A 21,365-nucleotide genomic window follows, 5' to 3' on the forward strand; every position below is an offset into this window, starting at 1 on the left:
TAATAAAGTTAAGCGTTGGGGCGAACGTACAACCTCATCGATGTCTGCGCAAGCGCCCCCAAGGCGCCGCCCACCTATGAATCGGGATCAATACCGGAAGGTGCTCACCGCGGTGCGCAGCTCGGCCGACATCGTGCTGAGCTCGGCCGCGGCGGCGCGGGCGGTGGCCGCGCCGTCGCGGGTGCCGTCCGCGGCCTGCACGACCTCGCCCATGCCGCCGCCGATGCGCTCGGTGCCGCCGGCCGCGACGTTGAGATCGCCGGCCATGCCGCTGGCGGTGGCGCTCTGCTCCTCGACCGCGGCCGCGATCGTCGTCTGGTACTCGTTGATGCGCCGGATGACCTCGCTGACGCTCGCGATCGACTCCACCGCGCTGCCGGTGTCGGCCTGGATCGCCTGCACCCGCCGGCCGATCTCCTCGGTCGCCTTCGCCGTCTCCTGCGCCAGGTCCTTGACCTCGCCCGCGACGACCGCGAACCCCTTGCCGCTCTCGCCGGCGCGCGCCGCCTCGATCGTCGCGTTGAGCGCCAGCAGGTTGGTCTGCTCCGCGATCGCGGTGATGACCTTGACCACGTTGCCGATCTCGGCCGACGACACGCCGAGGCGCTTCATGATGTCCTCGGTGGCGGCGGCGACCTCGACGCCGTCCCGGGCGACCGTGGCCGCCTCGCTCGCGCTCGCCGAGATCTGCCGGATCGACTGACCCATCTCGTCGGCGCCGCCGGCGACCGACTGCACGCTGCTGGAGACGCTGCCGAGGTCCTGACCGATCGACGCCACCCGTTCGGAGGTGCGCTGCGCGCTGCGCTCCAAGTCCTGGCTGGTCCGCTCGAGCTGGGCGGCACGCCCGGCCAGGCCGGTGCTGCTGCCGGCCAGGGTGCCGACCGCAGCGCGCATCTGGGTCGTCGCGGCGTTGAGCGACGCCGCCATCTCGCCCAGCTCGTTGCGGGCCGCCACGTCGACGGTCTGGGTCAGGTCGCCGCCGGCGACCGCCTGCAGCGTGTGCCGCAGCCGCTGCAGCGGGCGGATGATCGTCCCGGCGACCAGCCTGGCGAGGAGCAGCGCCATCAGCAGGCCGGCGACGAGCACGATGCTCACGGTCAGCCAGGACTGCGAGTACGTGTTCCGGACCGCGGCGAGGCGCGCCTGGCCGATCCGCACGGAGACGGCGGTCAGGTTGTCCAGCACGGCGATCAACCGATCCGCGGCCGGATTGAGCTTCTGCACCCGCAGCCCCTCGAACTCGACCATGCGCCGCTGGTCGCGCAGCTGTTGCGCTTGGTCGCGCAGGGTGAGGAACTCCTGCCAGGCCTGCTTGAACGAGGCATTGCCGTCGCGCTGGCCGGCGGCCAGGTCGAACCTGCCGTACGCCTCGATGCCGGCGTCGATGTCCCTGCGGGTCTGGTCCTGCATCGCGGTGAACGTCTGACGCGCCTGGTCGGTCGTCGCCACGGTCGTGGACAGGGCGCTGAACCGGAACTTCCACACGAGCTCATGGAGCTTGCTCAGCGTTTCGGCGGGCTCCACGGCCTGCCGGTACATCTCGTCGCCCCGCACGGCGACCGAGCGCATCTCCACCAGGCCGAGCCCCCCGATGACCAGGGCGACCAGGCCGGTGAAGGCCACGGTGACCATGATGGCCTTGCGGACACCGAGCGAACCGACCATCCGCTCCACCACGTCGACTCCCAAGCGTTCGGGCACCGCTGCCGCTCTCCCCGCGCAGCCCATCGGCACGGCGCCCACCACATTGAGGAAATACCCGTCGCCGGCCCGCTACCCCCGCCCCCTCGCCAGCGCATCCACCCTCCGCAGCGCGTCGGGCAGCCGATACGGCCCGCTCATCCGGAGCACGTACGTGGCGGCGGTGGCGAGCGGGAGGCCGGCGGCGGTGACGTACAGCGGCTTCGCGGCGCCGCCCCGGCGAACCTCGGCGGCGTGGGACGCCGTGCGGAAGGCCGTCTTCGCCACGCCGATCACCGGCAGGCCCAGCTCCGCGTGGACGTGCGCGCCGAGGCCGGGGCGGCCGGCCGGGTCGAGGTCGACGTACCCGTCGACGACCAGCAGCTCCACGGGCTCCACGCCGGCCAGGACGGCGCGGATCGCGGGCAGCTCGCGCTTGTAGAAGCTGCCCGGCTCGTACGCGGCCACGTCGTCCAGCCAGCACACATGCTCCCGCAGGATCGACGGGAATGTGGGCGCCCCGCCGACGACGAGCGCCGCCCGGGCGCCACCGGTGTCCGGATAGTGCACGTCGACGGCCCCGGTCCGATCCATGACGAGCAAAATAGCGACCCCGAGTTTCCAGAGCCGCATGCGCTACGCCACGCGGCTCGCCACCTGCCCCTTGCCCGCGACTCCGGCCTTGTGCTCGGCAGCGGCCTCGGCCAGCGTGGACAGGTCGAGGCCGAGCACCCGGGCGAGCGCGGCGACCGTGAAGAACGCCGGGGTCACGATCGCCCCGCGCTCGATCTTGCGCAGCGTGTCCAGCGAGATCCCGGCCTCCAGCGCGACCGCCGCCGCGCTGCGCGCCCCGCGCGCCTCCTGCAGCAGCCGGCCCAGCACCAGCCCTCGGTGCCGCTCGTCATCGGTCAGCGGGTTGCGCACCATGCGAACGATGATAATCCTGGTATTAAAATATTCGGTCGGGTAGCCCCGAAGTTCGCGGCGAAGCTCGCAACGATGCGCGAGGCCGGCCCGGCGACCCCAGACGGCCGCCTGAACCCCGGGTGCCGGCGTGGGCGGCGTGCGAAAAGCCAGATGGCATTTCGCTTTATGCATCTTCACAGATACTCGAATTGCCGCGACCGGGTGTCACTGCGATCACTTTCTCCATCCCGGATACGGCCGCCAAGGTGTGCGGTCAAATGTCCGCCGGTCCGGGCGATGCCGGCACCGTCGGTCACGGAGACGCCGGCCGGGCGGACCCGCTGACATGGCAAAAAGCCCTCGGTCCGCGTTCGGGCGGACAGGGCCATCGGTCATTGGTGAACCGAAAAATAGGCGCCTCCGACCGGCACCGACTATCCGCCGTACAGCCGAGTGAAATTCGACCGGCCACGCCAATAAGATCGCCGCGCCCCATTCAGAGCACGGGGTCACCCCCCTTTCCGCAGGAGGCCAGGATTTGAACTCCCGGTTGCCCAGGTACGCCCTATTCGCCGCGACAGCGGCGACGGCCGTCGTGGCGGGCGCAGCACTCGCGCCCGTGGCCGCGATGGCCGACACGACCGGCCCCAACCTCAGCTACGTCGTCAACGCGGTGAGCAAGGAGCGGACCGTGGACGCCGCCGCCGCTGTCACCGCGGCCGGCGGCACAGTGACGGTGTCGTACGCCCAGATCGGCGTGGTCATCGCACGCTCCACGAACCCCTCGTTCGTCCAGGCGGTGAAGGGCGCCGCCCACGGCGACGCCGTCCACTCCGTCGGCGCGACCCGGACCGCGGCCCTGCCCGCCATGGCCGAGGACACCGAGGCCGTCGAGGCCATCGACGCCTACACGCCGGACGCGATGGAGAACGCGACGCGCCAGAGCGACATGATCCTCATCGGTGCGCGCGCGGCGCACGAGGTCAGCCTCGGCAGTCCGACCGTCACGGTCGGTGTTCTCGACGACGGCATCGACGCCAACCACCAGGACCTCGCGCCGGTGGTCGACCAGTCGAAGTCCGTCAGCTGCGTCGGTACCGGCGCTCCCGACACGACGCCCGGCGCGTGGCGACCCACCAGCCTGACCGCCGACTACCACGGGACGCACGTGGCCGGGACCATCGCCTCGGCCAAGAACGGCGTCGGCATCGTCGGCGTCGCGCCCGGCGTGAAGCTGGCCTCCATCAAGGTGGTCAACTCCGACGGCTTCATCTACCCGGAGTACGCGATCTGCGGCTTCGTCTGGGCGGCGGAGCACGGCATCCAGATCACGAACAACAGCTACTACATCGACCCGTGGCTGTACTGGTGCGAGAGCCAGGCCGACCAGGCGCCGGTCGTCGAGGCGGTCCGCCGAGCGGTGGGCTACACCACCGCCAACGGCATCCTCAACATCGCGGCGGCGGGCAACGAGAACCACGACCTCGCCAACAAGACGGTGGACACGACGAGCCCCGACGACACCAAACCGGTGCGCCGCACGCTCGACCCGAGCTGCCTCGACCTGCCGGGCGAGCTGCCCGGCGTGGTGACGGTCTCCTCCACGACCCAGCCGACCGCCCCCGCGGCGGCCGTCGGGCCGTGGGCGCCGGGCCTGACCACGCAGCCGACCCGGTCGTCCTTCTCGAGCTTCGGTCTCGGGGCCGTGGACGTCACGGCACCCGGCTCGAGCATCTACTCCACCTCCCCGTCGACCGGGGTCAGCAGCTACCGCACACTGTCGGGCACCTCGATGGCGTCGCCGCACGTCGCGGGCGTCGCCGCGCTGCTGGCGTCCAAGCACCCGGGTGCGACCCCCGACTACATCGCGGATCTGCTGCGCAAACAGGCGATCCCGCTCGCCTGCCCCACCTCCGGCACCGACTTCACCCAGGGCCGGTGCAAGGTGGATCCCGCCAACCCGTCCGTCAACGGCTTCTTCGGATACGGGATGGTCAACGCCTACAAAGCCGTCACCGAGGCGGAGGACGTGACCCCACCGACCGTGGCGGTCGCCGGCGTCGCCCAGGGCCAGCAGATCACGCTGGGCACATCCGTGGCGCCCTCCTGCACGACGACCGACGGCGACAGCGGCGTGGCGAAGCCCGCGACCCTGTCCGTCACCGGTGGTCCGAAGGTCGGCTACTTCACCGCCACGTGCTCCGGCGGCCGTGACCGCGCCGGCAACACGGCGGCTCCGGTCAGCGTCACCTACCAGGTGGTGTTCGGCTGGCGCGACTTCGGCTCGCCGATCAACGTCGACAAGCTCAACGTCGTGAAGGCCGGCAGCGCGGTCCCGGTGAAGTTCGGCCTCTCCGGCAACCAGGGCCTGGACATCTTCTCCGGCGGTGCCCCGTCGTTGCAGACGGTGGTGTGCGACACGTCCGCACCGCAGGACCTGGTGGAGGCGACGGTCACCGCGGGGTCGAGCTCGCTGACCTACGACGCCGCCTCCGACCAGTACAACTACGTCTGGAAGACGCAGAAGACCCAGGCGAAGACGTGCGGGCGGCTCGTCGTCACGCTGATCGACGGCACCACCCACACCGCGAATTTCATGTTCAACTGACAGCTGGCCAAAAGCGGCGGCCCGGAGGCATTGCCTCCGGGCCGCCGTCGTCGGCCGTGGCGGCAGTCCGCGGGCCGGGCGGCGATCGGAGGGCGCGTACGGTTGCCCGGTGGGCTTTACGGAAGCGAGGATCGTGGCCTCCCTGGAGGTCGTCGCCGGGCTGGGCGAGGCGGCGTGGCGCGCCACCCTGGAAGGCGCACCGGTCGTCACCGCGGAGCGCCTCGCCGACGTGTTCCTCGGGCGGCTCGGCACGTCCGACATCCGCTGGCAGGTCGCGCCCGGGTTCGGGGCCTCGGGCGAGGGGTTGCCGATCGAGGTCGAGGACGAGGTCGACGCGACGCTGCGGCTCGGTGAGTGGCTCGCGCGCGGACGCACCCGGCGGCCGATGGGCGCCATGCCCGCCTGGGACGAGCGGGTGCGGGTCGCGTTGGGGCGGGCCCTCGCGGCGGCCGCCGAGGGAGACATCCGGTACGTCGGGTTCAAGCTGGCGCTGCGCTCGCTCCTCGCCGAGTGCGACTCACCCGGGGAGTGGATGGAGTTCGTCCGGCGCTTCCACCTCCGCCCCGACGAGGAGTTCCTCGCCGACGGCACGCCGGACGCGGCGATCTGCCTCGCGGTGCTCAAGGCCGCCGGGCTGGTTGTCGGGCCCCTGCTCGGGTTCGAGCGTGGCCCGACCGTGAAGGCCGCGGCCTTGGCGGGCCGGCGCCGCGGGAGCGACCCGATGGAGTCGGCGCTGCGCGACGAGGCGGCCCGGCAGGCGGTCCGCGGAGGCTGCGCGCTGGTCGGGCAGGCGCACCTGGTGATGGCGATGTGCGCGCTCGACTTCGCGCTGGAGCGGACCGGCAACCGGTTCGCCGAGGAACAGCCCAACGGCGGGGCGCGGGCCCTGGCGCGGCTGGGGCTCGGGTACACCCAGGTGAAAAACTTCGCCGAGGACCTCGCCACCGAGCCGGCCGAGAACGCGAAGGGCCCGTACGCGGCGGACCTGGTGCGGGTGTTCGACGAGGCCCCGCGACTGGCGGCCGACCTCGGGCAGGGGCGCGCCGGCACCTCGCACCTGCTGTACGTGATCGCGACGGACCACGAGGGCACCGGCGGCCGCATGCTGCGCGCGTTCGGGGTCGACCCCGGCACCCTCGCCCGGTCGCTCGGCGGCGAACTGGCGCTGTAGTCCGGCGGCGGCGGCGCTAGGCGCTAGGACCAACGGCAGGTCGAGGAGGAGCCCAACGGCCCCGGACATCGGTATCCCCACGTGCCAAGGTGAACGGCAAGGGACGTATCTCGCAGACGGCTGCACAGCCAGCGACCGAGGGGGCGACAATGTCGACAACGCGGATAACGCCGACCCGGATGCTCGTCGGATACGACGGTTCCCCTGCCGCCAGCGCTGCGATCGAAGCCGGCGCCCAGTTGTTCCCTCGGGCCCATGCCTGGGTTGCGCACATGTGGACCCCGCCATTCGCCAGCACGAGCCTGCGGGATCGCCTGTGGACCGGCCCCAGCAACATCGACGAGTTCGTCGAGGCCATCGAGCGGGAGGGCAAACGGGAGGCCGACCGGATGGCGGCCATCGGGGTCACCCTCGCCGGAGTCGCCGGCTGGGACGCCGAACCACTCGTGGTCCGCAGCTACGGCGGGGAGGGGCTGCGCTTCGCCGAGCTCTCCGAGAAGGTCGACGCCGATGTGGTACTGATCGGATCACGCGGACTCGGCGGAGCCCAAGCGCTCCTGGGCAGCGTATCCGACATGGTCGTCCACTACACCGACCGGCCAGTCCTCGTGGTCCCTCACCCGCTCCTGATCGCCGAGTTCGCGGCCCTTGCGAACGGCCCGGTGCTGGTTGGTTACGACGGCTCGCCGGGAGCGCAGACGGCGCTGGCCACCGCAACCCGGCTGTTTCCGACACGGCCCCTGCTGCTGGCGACCGTGGATGACGGCCAGGCCACCGGCGACACGACCGGTCCACCGCAGGAGGGCGACGACACCGCGGTGACGCGGCTGCAACTGCGCGGCGGACGGGGGATGCACGGCCGCTCCGTTGCCGCGGCCCTTGTCGGATGTGCCCGGAGCCGGGCGGCAGGGGTGCTGGTGGTCGGCACGCGTGGGCGCTCGGCGGTTCGGGAGATCCTGCTCGGCAGCGTTGCCATGGCCACCCTGCACCACGCCTACCTGCCGGTCTTGGTCGTACCGTCGGGCTCCCCCGCAGCCGGCGACTCGCGCGCCACGACCACGTCGTCACCAGCATCCGCAGCGACCTGATCAGCGCACGCCGCCGTCGGCTCCGTGGCCGGCGACAGCTTCAGGCGCGTCATCGGTGCCGTTGACATTCTGCTACGTTCGCGACGTGCCGGTGCTCCGTCAGCGATCGCTCGTGGACGCGGCGGCCATCGTCGTGATCGTCGCGTTCTGGCTGGTCCCGTCGCTCAACGCGCCGGACTGGCCGAGGCGCGTGATCGGGTTGGCGGCCGCGGTGGTCGTGGCCGGTGCGATGTTGCTGCGGCGGCGCTTCCCGATCGCCTCGACAATCGTGGTCGGCGTCATGACGCTCGCGGGAGCCTTTCTCGGCGTGTGCCAGGACCCGATGCTCGGCGCGGCCTGGTGCCTCTACACGGTGGCCGTCGGCCGCGGCGCCGGGGGCAGCATCGTCACGGCGGTGTTCGCCGGAGTCCTCGCCGGCCTGGCCCTGGTCTCCGCGACGCCGCAGGACGACGGGCGCGGTGCCGGCCTGCGCCTGGCGATCGGCGCCGCCGCGCTGAGCGTCGCCTGGGTGCTGGGGCGCTCCGTCGCGCATCAGATCGCTGCCGCCAATGCCGCCGAGCGCGCCCGGGTGCAGTCCGAGACCGCCCGGGAAGTGCACGACGTGGTGGGGCACGCCCTCGGCGTGATCAGCGCCCAGGCCGGGGTGACCCTGAGCCTTCCCGACGCCACCGAGCAGGAGCTGCGCGAGACGCTGGCCGACGTTGAGGCTCACGCCCGGCGGTCGCTGGAGGAGGTGCAGGCGCTTGTGCGGACGCTGCGCTCGGACGAGCAGCCGGCCGGCCGCCCTGCCGAGACGCGGCTGCGCTCGGTCATCGCCACGACCCGCGCCGCCGGGGTTGCCGTGGACGCCCGGCTCGACGGGTGCGATCGGCTCGACGACGCCGCCGGCGCCGCCGTGGTGCGCATCGTCCAGGAGGCGCTGAGCAACGTGGTCCGGCACGCGCCCGGCGCGGCGTGCTCGGTCGCCGTCCGGTACGCCGACGGGGAGGTGGCCGTGCGGGTCAGGGACCGCGGCCCAGGGACCGGCGGGCGGCCCGGACGAGGGTTCGGCCTGCAGGGCATGCGAGAGCGCGCCCGGTCGGCCGGCTGCGACGCGACCTGGGGCGACCATCCCGAGGGCGGCTTCGAGGTCGAGGCGCGGCTGCCCGCGTGGAGCGTCGGGTGAACCCGGAGGAGCCGCGCGTCGTGAGCGTGTTCCTGGCCGACGACGACCCGGGCTTTCGCGCCGCGTACCGCAAGCTGTTCGACCGCACACCCGGCTTCCGGGTGGCCGGGGAGGCCGCCGACGGCGAGACGGCGGCCCGGCTGATCGCGGCACTGCGGCCGGCGGTGGCGCTGCTGGATGTACAGATGCCCGGGATCAGCGGGGTGGAGGTCGCACGCCGGGTGCTCGCCGGCGACAGCGGCACGCGGGTCGTCATGCTGACCACGTTCGACCTCGACGAATACGTCGCCGAGGCGTTGCGCCTCGGCGCGTCGGGCTTCCTGCTGAAGAACGCGGCCCCGCAGGAGGTGCTCCAGGCCGTCCGCGCCGTCGACGCCGGCCATGCGGTCCTCGCGCCCGAGGTGACCGCGCGGCTGATCCACCACTTCGCGCCCGCCCGCCCCGGCCGCCGCCACGCGTTCGCGGGCCGGGTCCTGTCCGCGCGGGAGATCCAGGTCGCCCGGCTGGTCGCGCGCGGGCACTCGAATCAGGAGATCGCCGACGAGCTGTTCCTGAGCCTGGAGACCGTGCGCACCTACCTGCGGCGCATGTTCGCCAAGCTCGACGTCAAGGACCGTACCCAACTCGCGGTACTGGCGTATGAGGCCGGGCTGCTGCACGACGAACGGTAGCTGTCTACTTCCGGGTGACGCGCGCCCACGCCCGCCGCCGACAGGCTGAATCGGCCGCACAGGTTCGATGCAGGAGGTGGGCATGATCGAGATAACCGGGCTCGGCAAACGGTACGGCGGGACGACCGTGCTGCGGGACGTCACGTTCACGGCGCGACCGGGTCGCGTCACCGCGTTCCTGGGCCCCAACGGCGCCGGGAAGTCCAGCACGCTGCGCATCCTTCTCGGGCTGGACGCCGCGACCAGCGGCACGGCGCTGATCAACGGCCGCCCGTACCGCGACCTGAAGCACCCGCTGCGCACCGTCGGCGCGATGCTCGACGGCGCCGGACCAGTGCCCGAGCGGCGGGCCGTGGACCACCTGCGGTGGATCGCGCAGTCCAACCGGATCCCCCGCGCCCGGCTCCGCGAGGTGCTCGACCTCGTCGGGCTCGGCGGCGCGGCGCGCCAGCGGGTCAAGAAGTACTCGCTCGGCATGGGACAGCGGCTCGGTGTCGCCGCGGCGCTGCTCGGCGAGCCGGAGATCCTCGTCCTCGACGAGCCGGTCAACGGCCTCGACCCCGACGGCATCCGCTGGGTCCGGCGGTTCCTGCGCGAATACGCCGCGGCCGGCCGCACCGTGCTGCTGTCCAGTCACCTCATGACCGAGACCTCGGACACGGCCGACGACGTCGTCATCATCAGCCGCGGACAGATCGTCACCCGGGGCTCGCTCGCCGAGGTCACGAGCGGGTACCCCTCGCTGGAGGACGCGTTCTTCGCCCTCACCTCCGACCGCGCCGGGACGAGGTGAAGCGATGTTCTCCGCGACCAGGGCAGAGCTGACCAAGATCGTCACGCTGCCACGCGTCTGGATCGTCACCGGCGTCAGCCTCGCGCTGCACGTGCTGATCCTGTCCCAGTCCGTGCACCTCAACGCCAGCGCGGTGGCCGACATCGCCCCGGACGGCACGATCGAGATCTTCATCGGCGAACGACAGCCCGCCGACCAGGCCATCCTTGGGCTGCTGGTCGCGTCTTCGCTGCAGATCAGCCTGCTCCTGCCGATCCTGGGCGCGATGATCGCCGGGCAGGAGTTCCGCTCCCGGCAGCTCGGCATGAGCGTGCTCGCGGTGCCACGGCGTGGCCGGCTGCTCGCCGCGAAGACGCTCGCCGCCGGCCTCTACCTGCTGGCTCTCGCCGTCCTGATCGCCGCGCTCAGCGTGGCCTTCATGTATGCGGGCATCAAGGACTGGAACCCTGACCTGCTGGTGAGCCGTGCCGCGCTGCTGGGCCAGGCCAGGTTCGTCGCGTTCGCGGTGTTGTTCGCACTGACCGGATTCGCCATCGCCGTCATCGCCCGCAGCACGCTCATCGCCATCATCGTCACGGTGGCGCTGATCGCGATCACCATGACACAGGCGGCGACCGCGGTCGCTCCGTCTTTGGACGCCCTGCTACCGCTCAGCGCAGGCCGCAACCTCCTGCTCGATGCGGCGACGAACAAGCTCACCGCCGGCCCGGCCCACGGCCTGACAGTCCTCGCCGGATGGGCCACGGCCACCATCGCCGCGGCCGCGGTGATGCTGCGGCGACGGGACGCACGATGAGCGCCGCCAGGGCGGATCGCGCCGACCTGGCGCCGATCCGCCTCGGCGACGTCATGGCGGCAGAGGTCACGAAGCTGCGCACGCTGCCGGCCGCCTGGATCGCCCTGGGCAGCGCCACCGTCGCGAACACGGCGCTCGGCATCCTCGCCCGTTCCGACGCCGTGCGGGTGGCCGCTCACGGCGACGCGGTCCCCATCGGGCGGCTGGGCACGCTCATGCTGGCGCCGGTCTACGTGTTCATCGCCATCACCGTGTTCGCGACAGGCAGCGAGTACCGCGGCGGCCAGCTGCGGGTCAGCCTGTCCGCCGTACCGCGGCGGCATCGGCTCTTCCTCGGCAAGCTGGCGGTCGGCACCGCCGCAGCCGTGCTGGCCGCGATACCGGCCGTGCTGCCCGGCTACCTCGCCCAGCACGCGAGCGCGACCGCCGCCTCCGGCCGCGCCGGGGAACTGGCGGCGTTGCTGGTGATCTATCCGCTGCTCGGCCTGGTCGGGTTCGGGTTCGCGATACTCGCTCGCACCGTCGTCGCCCCGCTCGCGGTGCTGTTCATCGTGCCGGTGGTCCTCTCACCGCCGCTGCGGGGAGCGGTTCCCAGCGTCGTGCGCTTCCTGCCGCACGAGGCGGCACTGAGCCTGCTCGGCATGCCGGCGAGCCCGGACACCACCCTCGACCGCCCGGTGGGCCTGCTGGTACTGGCGGCCTGGGCGACCCTGTCCGTGCTGACCGCCTGGGCCGTCTTCACCCGGCGGGACAACTGAACCGCATCGTCGCCGGCCGCAGACCCGCCGTGTCAGGGGGTGGTGTTGGCCTGCTTTCGGTTGATGCCGTTGGCGTAGAAGCCGTTCACCGCGTTCTGAACGTCGGTCAGCGACATCGCCTGATCGGCCTTGAAGACCCAGTTGACCCGCATGCTCCACGTGCGTTTTTCGGTCATGGGAAGATCGATGAACCACGTGCTGAAATGGATCCCCATCCGTTCGCGTGGATACGCCGCGCCGTCACTGCTGAAGACCTTGTTGCCGTCGATGGAGTAGGTGACCACTCCGTTGGCGGCGGTGAGCATCAGGACGTGCCAGCCGGCGAGGCGCTTGTTGTGGGCCTGCGTGACCCGGTCACCGTCCTTGGAGCTCCGCCAGCTTGTCGTGTCGAGCTTGGGTCCTGCGGCACCCCAACCGCCGTTGGGCTGGTACTCGTAGTCGAGTTCGCTGTAGTTCGGCGATGACGGCGATGAGGAAATCGCGCTGAAGGCCTCGACGATGTGGTCGCCATTGCGGCCGGCAACCGGTCGATCGGCGAAGAAGACCCGAGCGGCGAGCGTCCCGGTGAAGAAGACGTTGCTGGCCGTCAATACCTCAGCCTGTTTGGTGCCCTGTTTGGTGCCGTCGGTGCTGGCCGCAAGCTGCAATGCCTGTCCGCCCTGAGCCGTCGGATCGGCGGGAAAGCTGACCATGTCGGCCGACCAGGTGTCAGGAATCCCCGGCCTGCCCCGCTCCGTGCGCACGTGCCAACCACCGGCTTCCAACGCCGGGTCGTCCGGACCGGTGTAGTGGAAATTGTCGAACAGGACTCCGGGCACTGGCTTGTCTGCAGTGGGAACGGGCGCGACGGAGGCCGTGGCGGCCAGAGCCTGGGAGGTCGGCTCCTCACCCCAGCTGAGCTCACCTCCGACATATGCGGTCACCAGTCTTGACGGCATGTACTGCGCGGCCTTCGGGTCGAACGAGTGATCGTTCGTCTGGTGCAGTTCCTTGTGATCGAGCCGGTAGAGCTGGAGCCCGATACCTCCGCTGGTCTGTTGCGAGGCCAGGATGCCGGCGTCTGACGTGAAGCCGATCTGGAGATAGTGGTTGGCTTTGGGGATCGGGCTGGCCAGCGCCTCGATGGTCTCTGTGACATTCGAACACCGGAGGGCGGTCTCGAAGCAGTTCGCGCCGTATGCCGAGGCTTGATCCGCGGCGAAGTAGTATCGCAGCTTCACATCCCGCAGTTGGACGGTCTTGGTGGAGTTGTTGATGATCTCAAACCACGGCCTGCCCACCGGGGCGGTGGACGGCGTGTCCGTGCGGTACCGGATGGTGAGGGGGACGGACGGCGTCCCAGTGGAGGCACCAGAACCCAAAGGGGCGATACGCCATACGGCGTAGGCCGCGCCGGGGACGGCGACGGCCACCAGGACCAACGGTATGAGCAGGGTCCGGCCGCGTCGATGAGAGGTCGGTCGTAGCAGACGCGCCGGAATGATCTGGGTCATGTCGAAGCCACCGGCAATTCGGTGGTCCTTACGGTACCGCTTTCTGGAAGCAGCAAAGGTGAATACCGACGCAGCGATGAGACCGACCGTGACCGTGAATACGATCAGTTGGACCCTGCCCGCCAGACTCACCGCGAGGGCGATTCCGGCGAGCAGCACGAACACGCCCAGGCCCTTGAGGGAGTTCATTGCGTTCCCGATTCACTTCCACGACGAAACGCGTGTGAAGTAGGATTTGAAAATCGAGGACACAATCCAGTAGGTACGCACCACGGTGTATACCAACTGAGGGATGAGCAGCGCCTCTACGAGCATTGCTTTCCAGCCGAGATTGCGCACGCGTACTGCGGGGTAGATGATCCAGAAGGCGAGCAAGAGCCAGAAGACGGATTGTCCGGGGAAGCCGTACATGGCCAACGCGGCGAATTGCGTCGTTCCCCAACCCAGAACGTATGCGGCGCCGAACAGCCCGAGAATCATTGTGGCGATGGAATGCCAGGTGAACTTGGTCCAACCTCGCCGACGCAGGGCGTCCACGGTGCCGCGCACCCAGCGCTCGCGCTGTTGGAGCAGCTCTCGAAGCGTTGGCATGAGATCGGTGTAGGCGATGCAGAGCTGGTTGGCGGTGACCTTCCACCCGCATTCCTTGAGCGTCAGCGTGGTCTCATAGTCTTCGACCAGGTTACGGTGGTCCTCCCAGAAGACCTTCCCCCGCAAGTCGATCAGGCTCTGCAGAGCCTTGCCCCGGTAGAAGGACCCGGCTCCCGCCATTGTGTGGACGTCGCTGCGGTAGCGCATGTTGGCGGCACGTCCGTACTCGATGATCTGCATCCCGAGAAGGAAGCGCTGCCACGGACTGCGCCACAGGCCCGTACGGCCGTAGCAGGCCGCACTGACGCCACCAATACCCGGATCGGATTCCACCACGTTTGTGGCTCGTTCGATAAATTTCGGGTGCAGCTCGGTGTCGGCATCCATGGTGAGCAAGTAATTGACCGTGTTGTCCAGGCGGCCGCCCACCTGCAACCGCAACCAGTTGATGCCGTAGTTGAGGGCGCCGGCCTTCTTGTGCGGATTTTCCCGCAAGGCAAGAACGACCGTTCTCGGCGTATGCCACAGTGCCGCGAACCTGGCCGCAAAGGCCTCGGTCTTGTCGGTCGAATTGTTCACCACGACGATGATGAGGTCCGGGCGTACGCTCTGTTTGGCCAGCGAATTCAGGGAAGTAAGGATCCCGACTTCCTCATTGCGCGCTGGAACCACGACGACGGTGCCGTAAACGGCCGGGCGCTGTCCGTAAGCGGTGGTTTGACCTCTCCCGCGCCGGTCGTTCGGCGTGTACAGCGCCGCTCTCCTTGGGCCGTACACGGTCGTGCCCATCGACCTCTCCCCCCATAGGACCGCGCGACGTCGACTACCGCCGAGTCTGCAGCGACGAACACTAGCGGATGTAAAGGGACGCGCAAAGCGCCGCCCGCGTATCCGCCTGCGACGGCTTCGCCTCTACGGAACAGGCAAATCGGGATACGACTGACATTCGACAGCGGCAGAATGTGGCCAAGAACACAATGACTCTCCGGCGGGTCTGACGTCCACTGGCCACTCGGAGGAGCGAAGTGGGTTAATAGCTACCTTTATCACCAAATGCGACTTCGAGGCCTATCGCCAAGATGACTCGACAGTCTCCCTATCGGCCAATCGTTTCCGACCACGCAGGATATTCAACTCGAAATCGGTTTGAGTGCGGCTTCAGTAACGGACAGCAATTCCCCCGGTCTGAGTCACACGGATGGTGAGGTCGAGGTAGCGGATCGTACTTCCTGGGAGGAGAAGATCCTCGACCCGCACTCCCGCTACCTCTCGGCGGACCTGCTCGTGTCCGGCCTTACCGACCACGGCCTCCGGCCTGTCACCCCGATGCGGCCGATGCCTCACCCCGGGCCCGCACGGGCGGGGGCTTCGACCGCACACATTTCCATGCCTACTGGCCGCTCGTACGGCGGCCAGTTCCCCACCGCAGTCTGCCGGGCCTGCCCGGTTCGGGCCGCGTGCACCGCCGCATCCCGCCATGGCCGGCAGTCGACCCTGCGACTCCGGACGCGCCAACAGGCCCGCAACGCGCCCAAACCACCCCGGGCCGACAGCGTGACCACGCCCTCCGCGCCGGCGTCGAGTCCACCATCGCCCCGGCGACCGCGATCGGCGCCCGCCGGGCCAGCTACCGCGGCCTGGGCAGGACCCGCCTGGAACACACCAGCATGGACACCCGGCCCTGCAACCTCATCCGCCTGGACGCCTGATGCAACGGCCAACCCCTCGCCCCGCCGAACCAGCCACCTCCCCCACCTGGACCTCGCATTGGCGGCTTGAGCGGAATTCGCCGGCGGAGTCGCGATTGGACACAAAGGCGCTTGTTCATTTATCGAATCGGTCGGCGCAGCCATACCAGGCGGGGAGCGCGTACCATGTGGAGCCATCTGATCGTCCAGTGGAGGAAACCTTTATCGATTTGCCCAAGCACTCAAGGCGGCCTCACTTCGCGTGCCGATAGCCTCTACTTTCAGTAGCCGCAATGCACTCCGACCAAGGTCGATAGCCAACAAAGGGCGATATGTCACATTCGCGCTGATCCACGGCACCCTGAGTGGTCGATACGCCCGAAGCATTTGACAAAGGTGGCACCTTGCGAAAACTACTCACGATCACATCAGCCGCACTCGTAGGGATGGGGGCTCTGCTCTCTTACGCGCCAAGCGGGTGGGCAGCCACCAACCTCGTCGCCAACCCGTCGGTCGAAACCGCAGCCAGTGCGACCTTGCCGGTGGCTTGGCAAACGGGGGGATGGGGGACGAACACGACCACCTTCGGCTACCTCAACACCGGCCATAGCGGCACGCGCAGCGTTAAGGTCCAGACCACGAGCTACACCGACGGTGACGCCAAGTGGTACTTCACCCCCGTGGCGGTCACGCCAAACGCTACCTATACCTTCAGCGACTATTACCAGGCCACGGTCAGCACCAGGCTCGTCGCACAGTTCACGACTACCGGCGGCGGCCTCAGCTACATCGAGCTGAACCCTGTGCCGGCCACGACCGGCACCGCCTGGGGTCAGACCACGCAAGCCATCACCGCGCCGGCGAATGCCCAGAGTGTGACCGTCTTCCACATGCTCGACAAGGTCGGCTCGCTGACCATCGACGATGTCAGCCTGACGGCCGGCACCACACCGCCCCCACCGGCCGAGCTCATTGCCAACCCATCTGTAGAGGTAGCGTCCGCCACCAACCCCAGCCAGCCCGATGGCTGGACCAGTGGCGTCTGGGGCAGCAATACCGCTGCGTTCAGCTATCTCACGACCGGTCATAGTGGGTCCCGGAGCGTGAAGGTTACGCTCAGCAACTACACCGACGGTGACGCCAAGTGGTACTTCACCCCCGTGGCGGTCACGCCAGGCGGCCGCTATGCCTTCAGTGACTGGTACCAGTCCGACGTGCAGACCGAGCTCATAGCTCAATTCACCAGATCAGACGGCAGTGTGTACTACCAATCGCTGACCGCCGTGGCGGCCAGCAGTACCTGGAAACAGATAACTTGTGCAGTGTCGATCCCGGCCGATGTCGACAAGGTCAGCGTCTTCCATGTCCTTGCCGCCAACGGTTCGCTGACGCTCGACGACGCCAGCCTGACCGTTGCCGGTGGCGGGCCGGCCCCGAGCAACCCCATTCCAAACCCCTCAGTCGAAACGGCTGATGGCAGTAGCCCGGCGGCCTGGAGCACCGGCAGATGGGGAAACAACACCGCTAGCTTCGACTACGTCAACGAAGGCCACACGGGCAGCCGCAGCGTCAAGGTGACCGTCAGTAACTACACGGACGGCGATGCCAAATGGATACACCAGGCACAACCGCTCCAACCCAACAAGCAGTACCGGTTCAGCGTGTGGTACAAGACGAACACGCAACCGCACGTTGTCGCCCAGTTCAATCGCAGCAACGGCACGGCGGCGTACTCGGGCCTGCCCCTGCCCCTACCGGCCGCGAACGCCGCGACGACCTGGCAGCAATACAGTGACACCTTCACCGTGCCGAGCGACGCCGGCTCCGTCTCGGTCTTCGTCTTCCTGAACAGCAACGGTTGGTTGCAGACCGACGACTACAGCCTCGAGCCGTATACGCCCACAGGCTTCAACCGGCCACTCGTCTCGATAACATTCGACGACGGCTACACAGACAATCTCACCTCGGCCTTGCCGCTACTCCAGGCCCGGAACTTCAAGAGCACCCAGTGCTTCATCACCCAGTCCATCGAGGGCGTGCCGGGAGGTCCCGAGAATGTTCTGGCCTTCGCCAACGCCGGGCACGAGATCTGCTCACATACCGTCACACATCCATTCCTCGCGCAGCTTCCCGGCGCCCAGCTCGACCATGAGTTGACCCATTCGCAGCAATACCTTCAGCAACTCTCCGGTCAAGCCGTGCGAAACATAGCGTCGCCCTACGGCGATTACAACGCGACCGTGCTCAACGAAGTGAAGAAGTATTACGGATCGCACCGTTCGGTGGATGTTGGCTACAACAGCAAGGACAACTTCGATATCTATCGCATCCGGGTGCAGAACGTTGGCCTCACCACCACCTTGGCCGAGGTTCAGAGCTGGCTCGACCAGGCCAAAGCCAGCAACACCTGGCTCGTGCTCGTCTACCACCGGATCGTGCCGGGTGGCCAAACCGCCGACGGCGAGCACGACGCCTACCAAGCCGACTTCGAGCAGCAGCTCAACGCCATCCGGGACAGCGGCCTCACGATCAAGACCTACAACGCCGCGCTCGACGAGCTAACGGCGCAACTGTAGAGAAACTGCCCTTCTGGCTGGGAGAACCCCAGGCGTTGAAGCCGAGATGATCCCCAAGGCCCCGGCAAGGCCGAGACTCGCAACTTGCCGGGGCCTTTGCCTGTCGCCCGACGTCAACGCTGCACCCGGACGGCGACCCCGAGGCGTACACCCGCCGGGTCATGGCACGAGCAGCCTGGCGGGCCGACCGCCGCTTCTGGCAACGCGAGATCCCCGCCGCGGTCCCGCCCGAGCCGCCGCCGTACAACCCGTACGACGGCCTGGACACCGCCCACCTCGTCCTCACCGCGCTGCGCCGCCTGCCGGCGCAGCAACGCATCGTGCTGCTGTTGCGGTACTGGGGCGGGCTGTCCGAACGGGAGATCGCCGAGCAACTCGGTTGCTCGGCCGGCACGGTCAAGAGCCGGGCCAGCAGGGCGATCGCCGCCCTCGCCGCCGATGACGGACCGCTCGCCCGGGCCCTCGCCGCCACTGGCCCCGATCAACCGGTCCACGATGCAGCGAACGCTCCGGCCGGGTGACGTACGGCCCAGACCGCAGAAGCTCGCCGTCGCTCCGCAAGGGTGGTGGCGGGCGTCTGCGAGCTTGTGGGCGGTACCTGCGCCGATCGCTCCAGACTGCGGCCGCGAAAGTGCCGACCCGACGGCCTCGTCGCCGACTCAGTCTTCTCCGAGCGCGGAACGCGCCACTGTGACGGACGAACCGCGGATGGCCCGCCCTACAGGCCGCACTCGAACTCACCGATCCCGGGATTCGCGTCGGCGAGACGGCTCAGCGCACTCGCTGTGTTGCGAAGATCGGCGGTGTCGAGATAGTCGGCGAAGAAGGTGGAAACGACCGCGTCGATGATCGGCCGCGCATCACTGAGCATCTTTTGTCCGGCAGGGGTGAGTTCTGCCCATGTCGCCCGCCGGTCCTCGGCGCTCGTCGCCCGCTGCACGAGCCCGTCCTTCTCCAGCTTCGTGACCAGTCGTGTCGTGCCACTGCGGGAGATCATCAACGCGTCGGCCAGCGGCGCCATCCGCAGGCGCCCCCCGGATTGATCCAGGGCGGCGAGCACCTCCCGTTCGAAGTACGTCAGCCCGAGGCTGGTGCGCAGTTGGTTGTTGATGTGCGCGAACAGCAGCGAGTCCGCTCGGTATAGCGCACGCCACGCCGCGAGCTGGTCTCTCGTCGCCTTGCCTTGCTTGCCGGTCACGTCCCCAGTGTACATGTGAATAGTTGACATGTGAATCCTCTTGCTCCTACCCTTGAGACGCGAATCGTTCACATGAGAACTATGGAGTTGGGAATGGAAAGCGCGCAGTTCTGCACGGTGCTCGAACACCGTGTCGACGGGACGGGCACGCAGCGGTCCTTGGTCGATGCGCTCGCGGGTGTCCATGAGCGCTGGCTCGCCCACCGTGCCGGTTACGTGTCAGGGGAGTTCTTCGCGAGCCTCGACGGTCGCCAGATGCTCAGTGTCGTGCGGTGGGAGTCCGAAGCGGATTTCGCCGCGTTCGAGGCATCGAGCGACCACCCGGCGGTGATGGCTGACATCCAGCAGGAGCTCGAACGGCTGCCCGGTCTGACGGACACGCGGGTCAGCCGCTTTCGCGTTCTGCGCCGGGTCGAGGCGGCAGCCCCGTGACCGGTGAGACGACCGTGGAGGTCCACGCCGACGTGCTCTGCCCGTGGTGTTACATCGGCCACCGACGTTTGCGGGCGGCGGTGTCGAACGAAGTCGAGGATGCCCGTCCGGCGATCAGATGGCGCGCGTACGAGCTCGCCCCACAGCTTGGGCGCATACCTGGTGAGACCGCAGCGGAGCAGATGTCTGCGGGATCGTGGTGGGGAGCCACCGCCACGGCGCGCATCGCCCGGATACGCGAACTCGGTGCCGCCGAGGGCCTGGAGCTCAATCTGCACCGCGCCCGCCCTGTCAGCTCATTCGATGCCCATCGACTGGTGAAACTCGCCGCCTTCTCAGGCCGCGCTGACGAGGTGATGGAAGCCCTGTTCCACGGGTATCACTCCGAGGGCCTGAACATCGCCGACCATGCCGACCTGGAGCGGATCGGCGTGCGGGCGGGGCTGAGCTCCGATGACATCCGCTCGATGCTCGCCGGCGACACCTTGACGGCCGAGGTGAGCAGTGACGAGCGCCTCGGCCAACGCCGTGGCGTCACCTCGGTTCCGTCCCTGGTAGTGGGAAACCGTCCACCGGTCAGCGGCGTGCTCTCGGTCGAGGACCTGCGTCGGCTCATGGGATCAGGGCCGGCCCGCGAATGAAGGACCGTCGTGACGACCGAACTGGACGGCACACAGTGATACTCGCTGGCGTTCGCCGGGACGGTCCGCGGCGGCCCCGACGATCCTCGTCTTCATCGCCGGAAGAGTGGTGCAGGGCTTCGGTGCCGGCATCGTCACCGTGCGCGGGTTTTACAGCTCATCACCGCAGGCCGGTGAGAGCATGGCCACCTCAGCATTCCTCGCGGCCACCGGACTGATGCTCACCACACTCTCCACCAGATACCCAAGGGCCGACTCCTACAGGAGGAATCGGCCCTTACCCACTGCTGCGTGGTGGTCCAGAGGTATCGCCGGGCGAAACAACTGACGATCGTCGTCGGCGACCCGCTGCCGCCGCCCTCGCCCGGGCCACCCGCTCGATCGACTGCCCGATGACAAAGCTATCGACCATCGGACGCCACCGGTACGAGTGGCCCCTCGGCTCACTGCCGTCGGTTGCGGCCCGCGGTCAGGAGCCCATGCGGTAGTACGTCATCACGCCCTTGCGGTGGCTTCCGCGGGCGACGTTGTCCTTCCCACCGTTTCCGTCGATCGTATGGATCGTGGTACCGCTGACCTTTACCACGATTTCGATGTGCTGACCGCTGCTCGCGACCGCGACGTCACCCGGCTTGGGCGTGCTCACCTTGGTGAGCGCAGCCACCCAGCCCTGCACCGCGAACGACTTCGGCGTATTGGGCACGCCCGCTTTCGTCCACACCCAGCGCGTAAAAGCGGCGCACCACTGGCCGTTCGTGTCGTCGTCGCAGTTCAGCCCTGAGCCGAAGTCGCGGAAGTACTTCTGGCAGTTGTTCGCTGCCCGCTTGGTCGTGCCGCGCTCGCGCACGCCGACCTGACTCTCTGCGATGCAGCCGACCTTTTCGCGCCGGTCCAGCGACTTGTCGCTCTGGCAGGCTTTCGCCTTGGTGTCGGGGTCGGACGCGGCCGCGTTGGCCGCCACCGCACCACCGGTCAGCAGGGCCGCGATGGCCGCGAACGCCACCAGGAGCGGCACGACCTTCTTCTTCCAGACGCCGTTCATAAAATTCCTCCACATTGGCTGACTCCGAATCATGCGGCGGCCCCGGGAATTCGCCGCATCGACAG

The 21,365-nt window shown here is 68.6% G+C and carries 20 protein-coding genes; 13 read left to right on the top strand and 7 right to left on the bottom strand.

The annotated features are described in order from the left end of the window. Positions 1-87: 87 nt before the first annotated feature. The 3 genes from ABT297_RS30720 to ABT297_RS30730 form a co-directional block, all read right to left on the bottom strand. Positions 88-1,704: a methyl-accepting chemotaxis protein gene (locus tag ABT297_RS30720; RefSeq protein ID WP_350555886.1), complete on the bottom strand. Its 1,617-nt coding sequence runs from the start codon at positions 1,702-1,704 to the stop codon at positions 88-90. Positions 1,705-1,776: 72 nt separating this feature from the next. Then, positions 1,777-2,277, bottom strand: coding sequence for an endonuclease V (locus tag ABT297_RS30725; RefSeq protein WP_350555887.1), 501 nt, complete (start codon positions 2,275-2,277; stop codon positions 1,777-1,779). Between the two features lie 42 nt (positions 2,278-2,319). Continuing rightward, a complete protein-coding gene (locus ABT297_RS30730; RefSeq protein WP_350555888.1) occupies positions 2,320-2,610 on the bottom strand; it encodes a helix-turn-helix domain-containing protein in 291 nt (96 codons plus the stop codon). Positions 2,611-3,127: 517 nt separating this feature from the next. Here ABT297_RS30730 and ABT297_RS30735 point away from each other — a divergent pair. The 8 genes from ABT297_RS30735 to ABT297_RS30770 all read left to right on the top strand — a co-directional run bounded on the left by ABT297_RS30735 (position 3,128) and on the right by ABT297_RS30770 (position 11,639). Continuing rightward, positions 3,128-5,197, top strand: coding sequence for a S8 family serine peptidase (locus tag ABT297_RS30735; RefSeq protein ID WP_350555889.1), 2,070 nt, complete (start codon positions 3,128-3,130; stop codon positions 5,195-5,197). 109 nt (positions 5,198-5,306) lie between these two features. After that, a complete protein-coding gene (locus ABT297_RS30740; protein ID WP_350555890.1) occupies positions 5,307-6,368 on the top strand; it encodes a Clp protease N-terminal domain-containing protein in 1,062 nt (353 codons plus the stop codon). Between the two features lie 179 nt (positions 6,369-6,547). Next, positions 6,548-7,456, top strand: a complete 909-nt coding sequence (locus ABT297_RS30745) for a universal stress protein (RefSeq protein WP_502885674.1) — start codon at positions 6,548-6,550, stop codon at positions 7,454-7,456. A gap of 85 nt (positions 7,457-7,541) precedes the next feature. Continuing rightward, a complete protein-coding gene (locus ABT297_RS30750) occupies positions 7,542-8,621 on the top strand; it encodes a sensor histidine kinase (RefSeq protein WP_350555892.1) in 1,080 nt (359 codons plus the stop codon). Beyond that, on the top strand, positions 8,618-9,292 hold the full coding sequence (locus ABT297_RS30755; RefSeq protein ID WP_350555893.1) for a response regulator: 675 nt from the start codon (positions 8,618-8,620) through the stop codon (positions 9,290-9,292). Before ABT297_RS30750 ends, ABT297_RS30755 begins: the two co-directional genes overlap by 4 nt. Positions 9,293-9,374: 82 nt before the next feature. Then, the gene (locus ABT297_RS30760) at positions 9,375-10,085 is read left to right on the top strand and encodes an ABC transporter ATP-binding protein (RefSeq protein WP_350555894.1); all 711 of its coding nucleotides are present in this window, start codon (positions 9,375-9,377) and stop codon (positions 10,083-10,085) included. A 4-nt stretch (positions 10,086-10,089) separates the two neighbouring features. Next, positions 10,090-10,881, top strand: a complete 792-nt coding sequence (locus ABT297_RS30765; protein WP_350555895.1) for a hypothetical protein — start codon at positions 10,090-10,092, stop codon at positions 10,879-10,881. Further along, positions 10,878-11,639, top strand: coding sequence for a hypothetical protein (locus ABT297_RS30770; RefSeq protein ID WP_350555896.1), 762 nt, complete (start codon positions 10,878-10,880; stop codon positions 11,637-11,639). Before ABT297_RS30765 ends, ABT297_RS30770 begins: the two co-directional genes overlap by 4 nt. A gap of 32 nt (positions 11,640-11,671) precedes the next feature. Here ABT297_RS30770 and ABT297_RS30775 read toward each other — a convergent pair whose 3' ends face one another. Then, on the bottom strand, positions 11,672-13,321 hold the full coding sequence (locus ABT297_RS30775; RefSeq protein ID WP_350555897.1) for a cellulose binding domain-containing protein: 1,650 nt from the start codon (positions 13,319-13,321) through the stop codon (positions 11,672-11,674). 12 nt (positions 13,322-13,333) lie between these two features. Then, positions 13,334-14,512, bottom strand: a complete 1,179-nt coding sequence (locus tag ABT297_RS30780) for a glycosyltransferase family 2 protein (protein ID WP_350555898.1) — start codon at positions 14,510-14,512, stop codon at positions 13,334-13,336. A 668-nt stretch (positions 14,513-15,180) separates the two neighbouring features. On the opposite strand from ABT297_RS30780, the gene ABT297_RS30785 reads away from it, so the two are divergent. From ABT297_RS30785 to ABT297_RS30795, 3 genes are all read left to right on the top strand, one after another. After that, a complete protein-coding gene (locus ABT297_RS30785; RefSeq protein WP_350555899.1) occupies positions 15,181-15,432 on the top strand; it encodes a hypothetical protein in 252 nt (83 codons plus the stop codon). Between the two features lie 383 nt (positions 15,433-15,815). Then, positions 15,816-17,987 carry a polysaccharide deacetylase family protein gene (locus ABT297_RS30790; protein WP_350555900.1) on the top strand — a complete coding sequence of 724 codons (2,172 nt, stop codon included), beginning with the start codon at positions 15,816-15,818 and terminating at the stop codon, positions 17,985-17,987. Between the two features lie 161 nt (positions 17,988-18,148). Further along, positions 18,149-18,508: an RNA polymerase sigma factor gene (locus ABT297_RS30795; protein ID WP_350555901.1), complete on the top strand. Its 360-nt coding sequence runs from the start codon at positions 18,149-18,151 to the stop codon at positions 18,506-18,508. A gap of 197 nt (positions 18,509-18,705) precedes the next feature. Here ABT297_RS30795 and ABT297_RS30800 read toward each other — a convergent pair whose 3' ends face one another. After that, positions 18,706-19,185, bottom strand: a complete 480-nt coding sequence (locus ABT297_RS30800) for a MarR family winged helix-turn-helix transcriptional regulator (RefSeq protein WP_350555902.1) — start codon at positions 19,183-19,185, stop codon at positions 18,706-18,708. Between the two features lie 93 nt (positions 19,186-19,278). Between ABT297_RS30800 and ABT297_RS30805 the strand changes: the two genes are divergently transcribed. Together ABT297_RS30805 and ABT297_RS30810 are read left to right on the top strand one after the other, a co-directional pair. Further along, entirely contained in the window at positions 19,279-19,617 is a 339-nt protein-coding gene (locus tag ABT297_RS30805; protein WP_350555903.1) for an antibiotic biosynthesis monooxygenase family protein, read from the top strand. Next, the gene (locus ABT297_RS30810) at positions 19,614-20,258 is read left to right on the top strand and encodes a DsbA family oxidoreductase (protein WP_350555904.1); all 645 of its coding nucleotides are present in this window, start codon (positions 19,614-19,616) and stop codon (positions 20,256-20,258) included. Before ABT297_RS30805 ends, ABT297_RS30810 begins: the two co-directional genes overlap by 4 nt. A gap of 469 nt (positions 20,259-20,727) precedes the next feature. Here ABT297_RS30810 and ABT297_RS30815 read toward each other — a convergent pair whose 3' ends face one another. Beyond that, positions 20,728-21,300, bottom strand: coding sequence for a CHAP domain-containing protein (locus tag ABT297_RS30815; protein WP_350555905.1), 573 nt, complete (start codon positions 21,298-21,300; stop codon positions 20,728-20,730). Positions 21,301-21,365: the final 65 nt, after the last annotated feature.

The organism is Dactylosporangium sp. NPDC000555 (genome assembly GCF_040300025.1).
In the GTDB taxonomy this organism is placed as follows: Bacteria; Actinomycetota; Actinomycetes; order Mycobacteriales; family Micromonosporaceae; genus Dactylosporangium.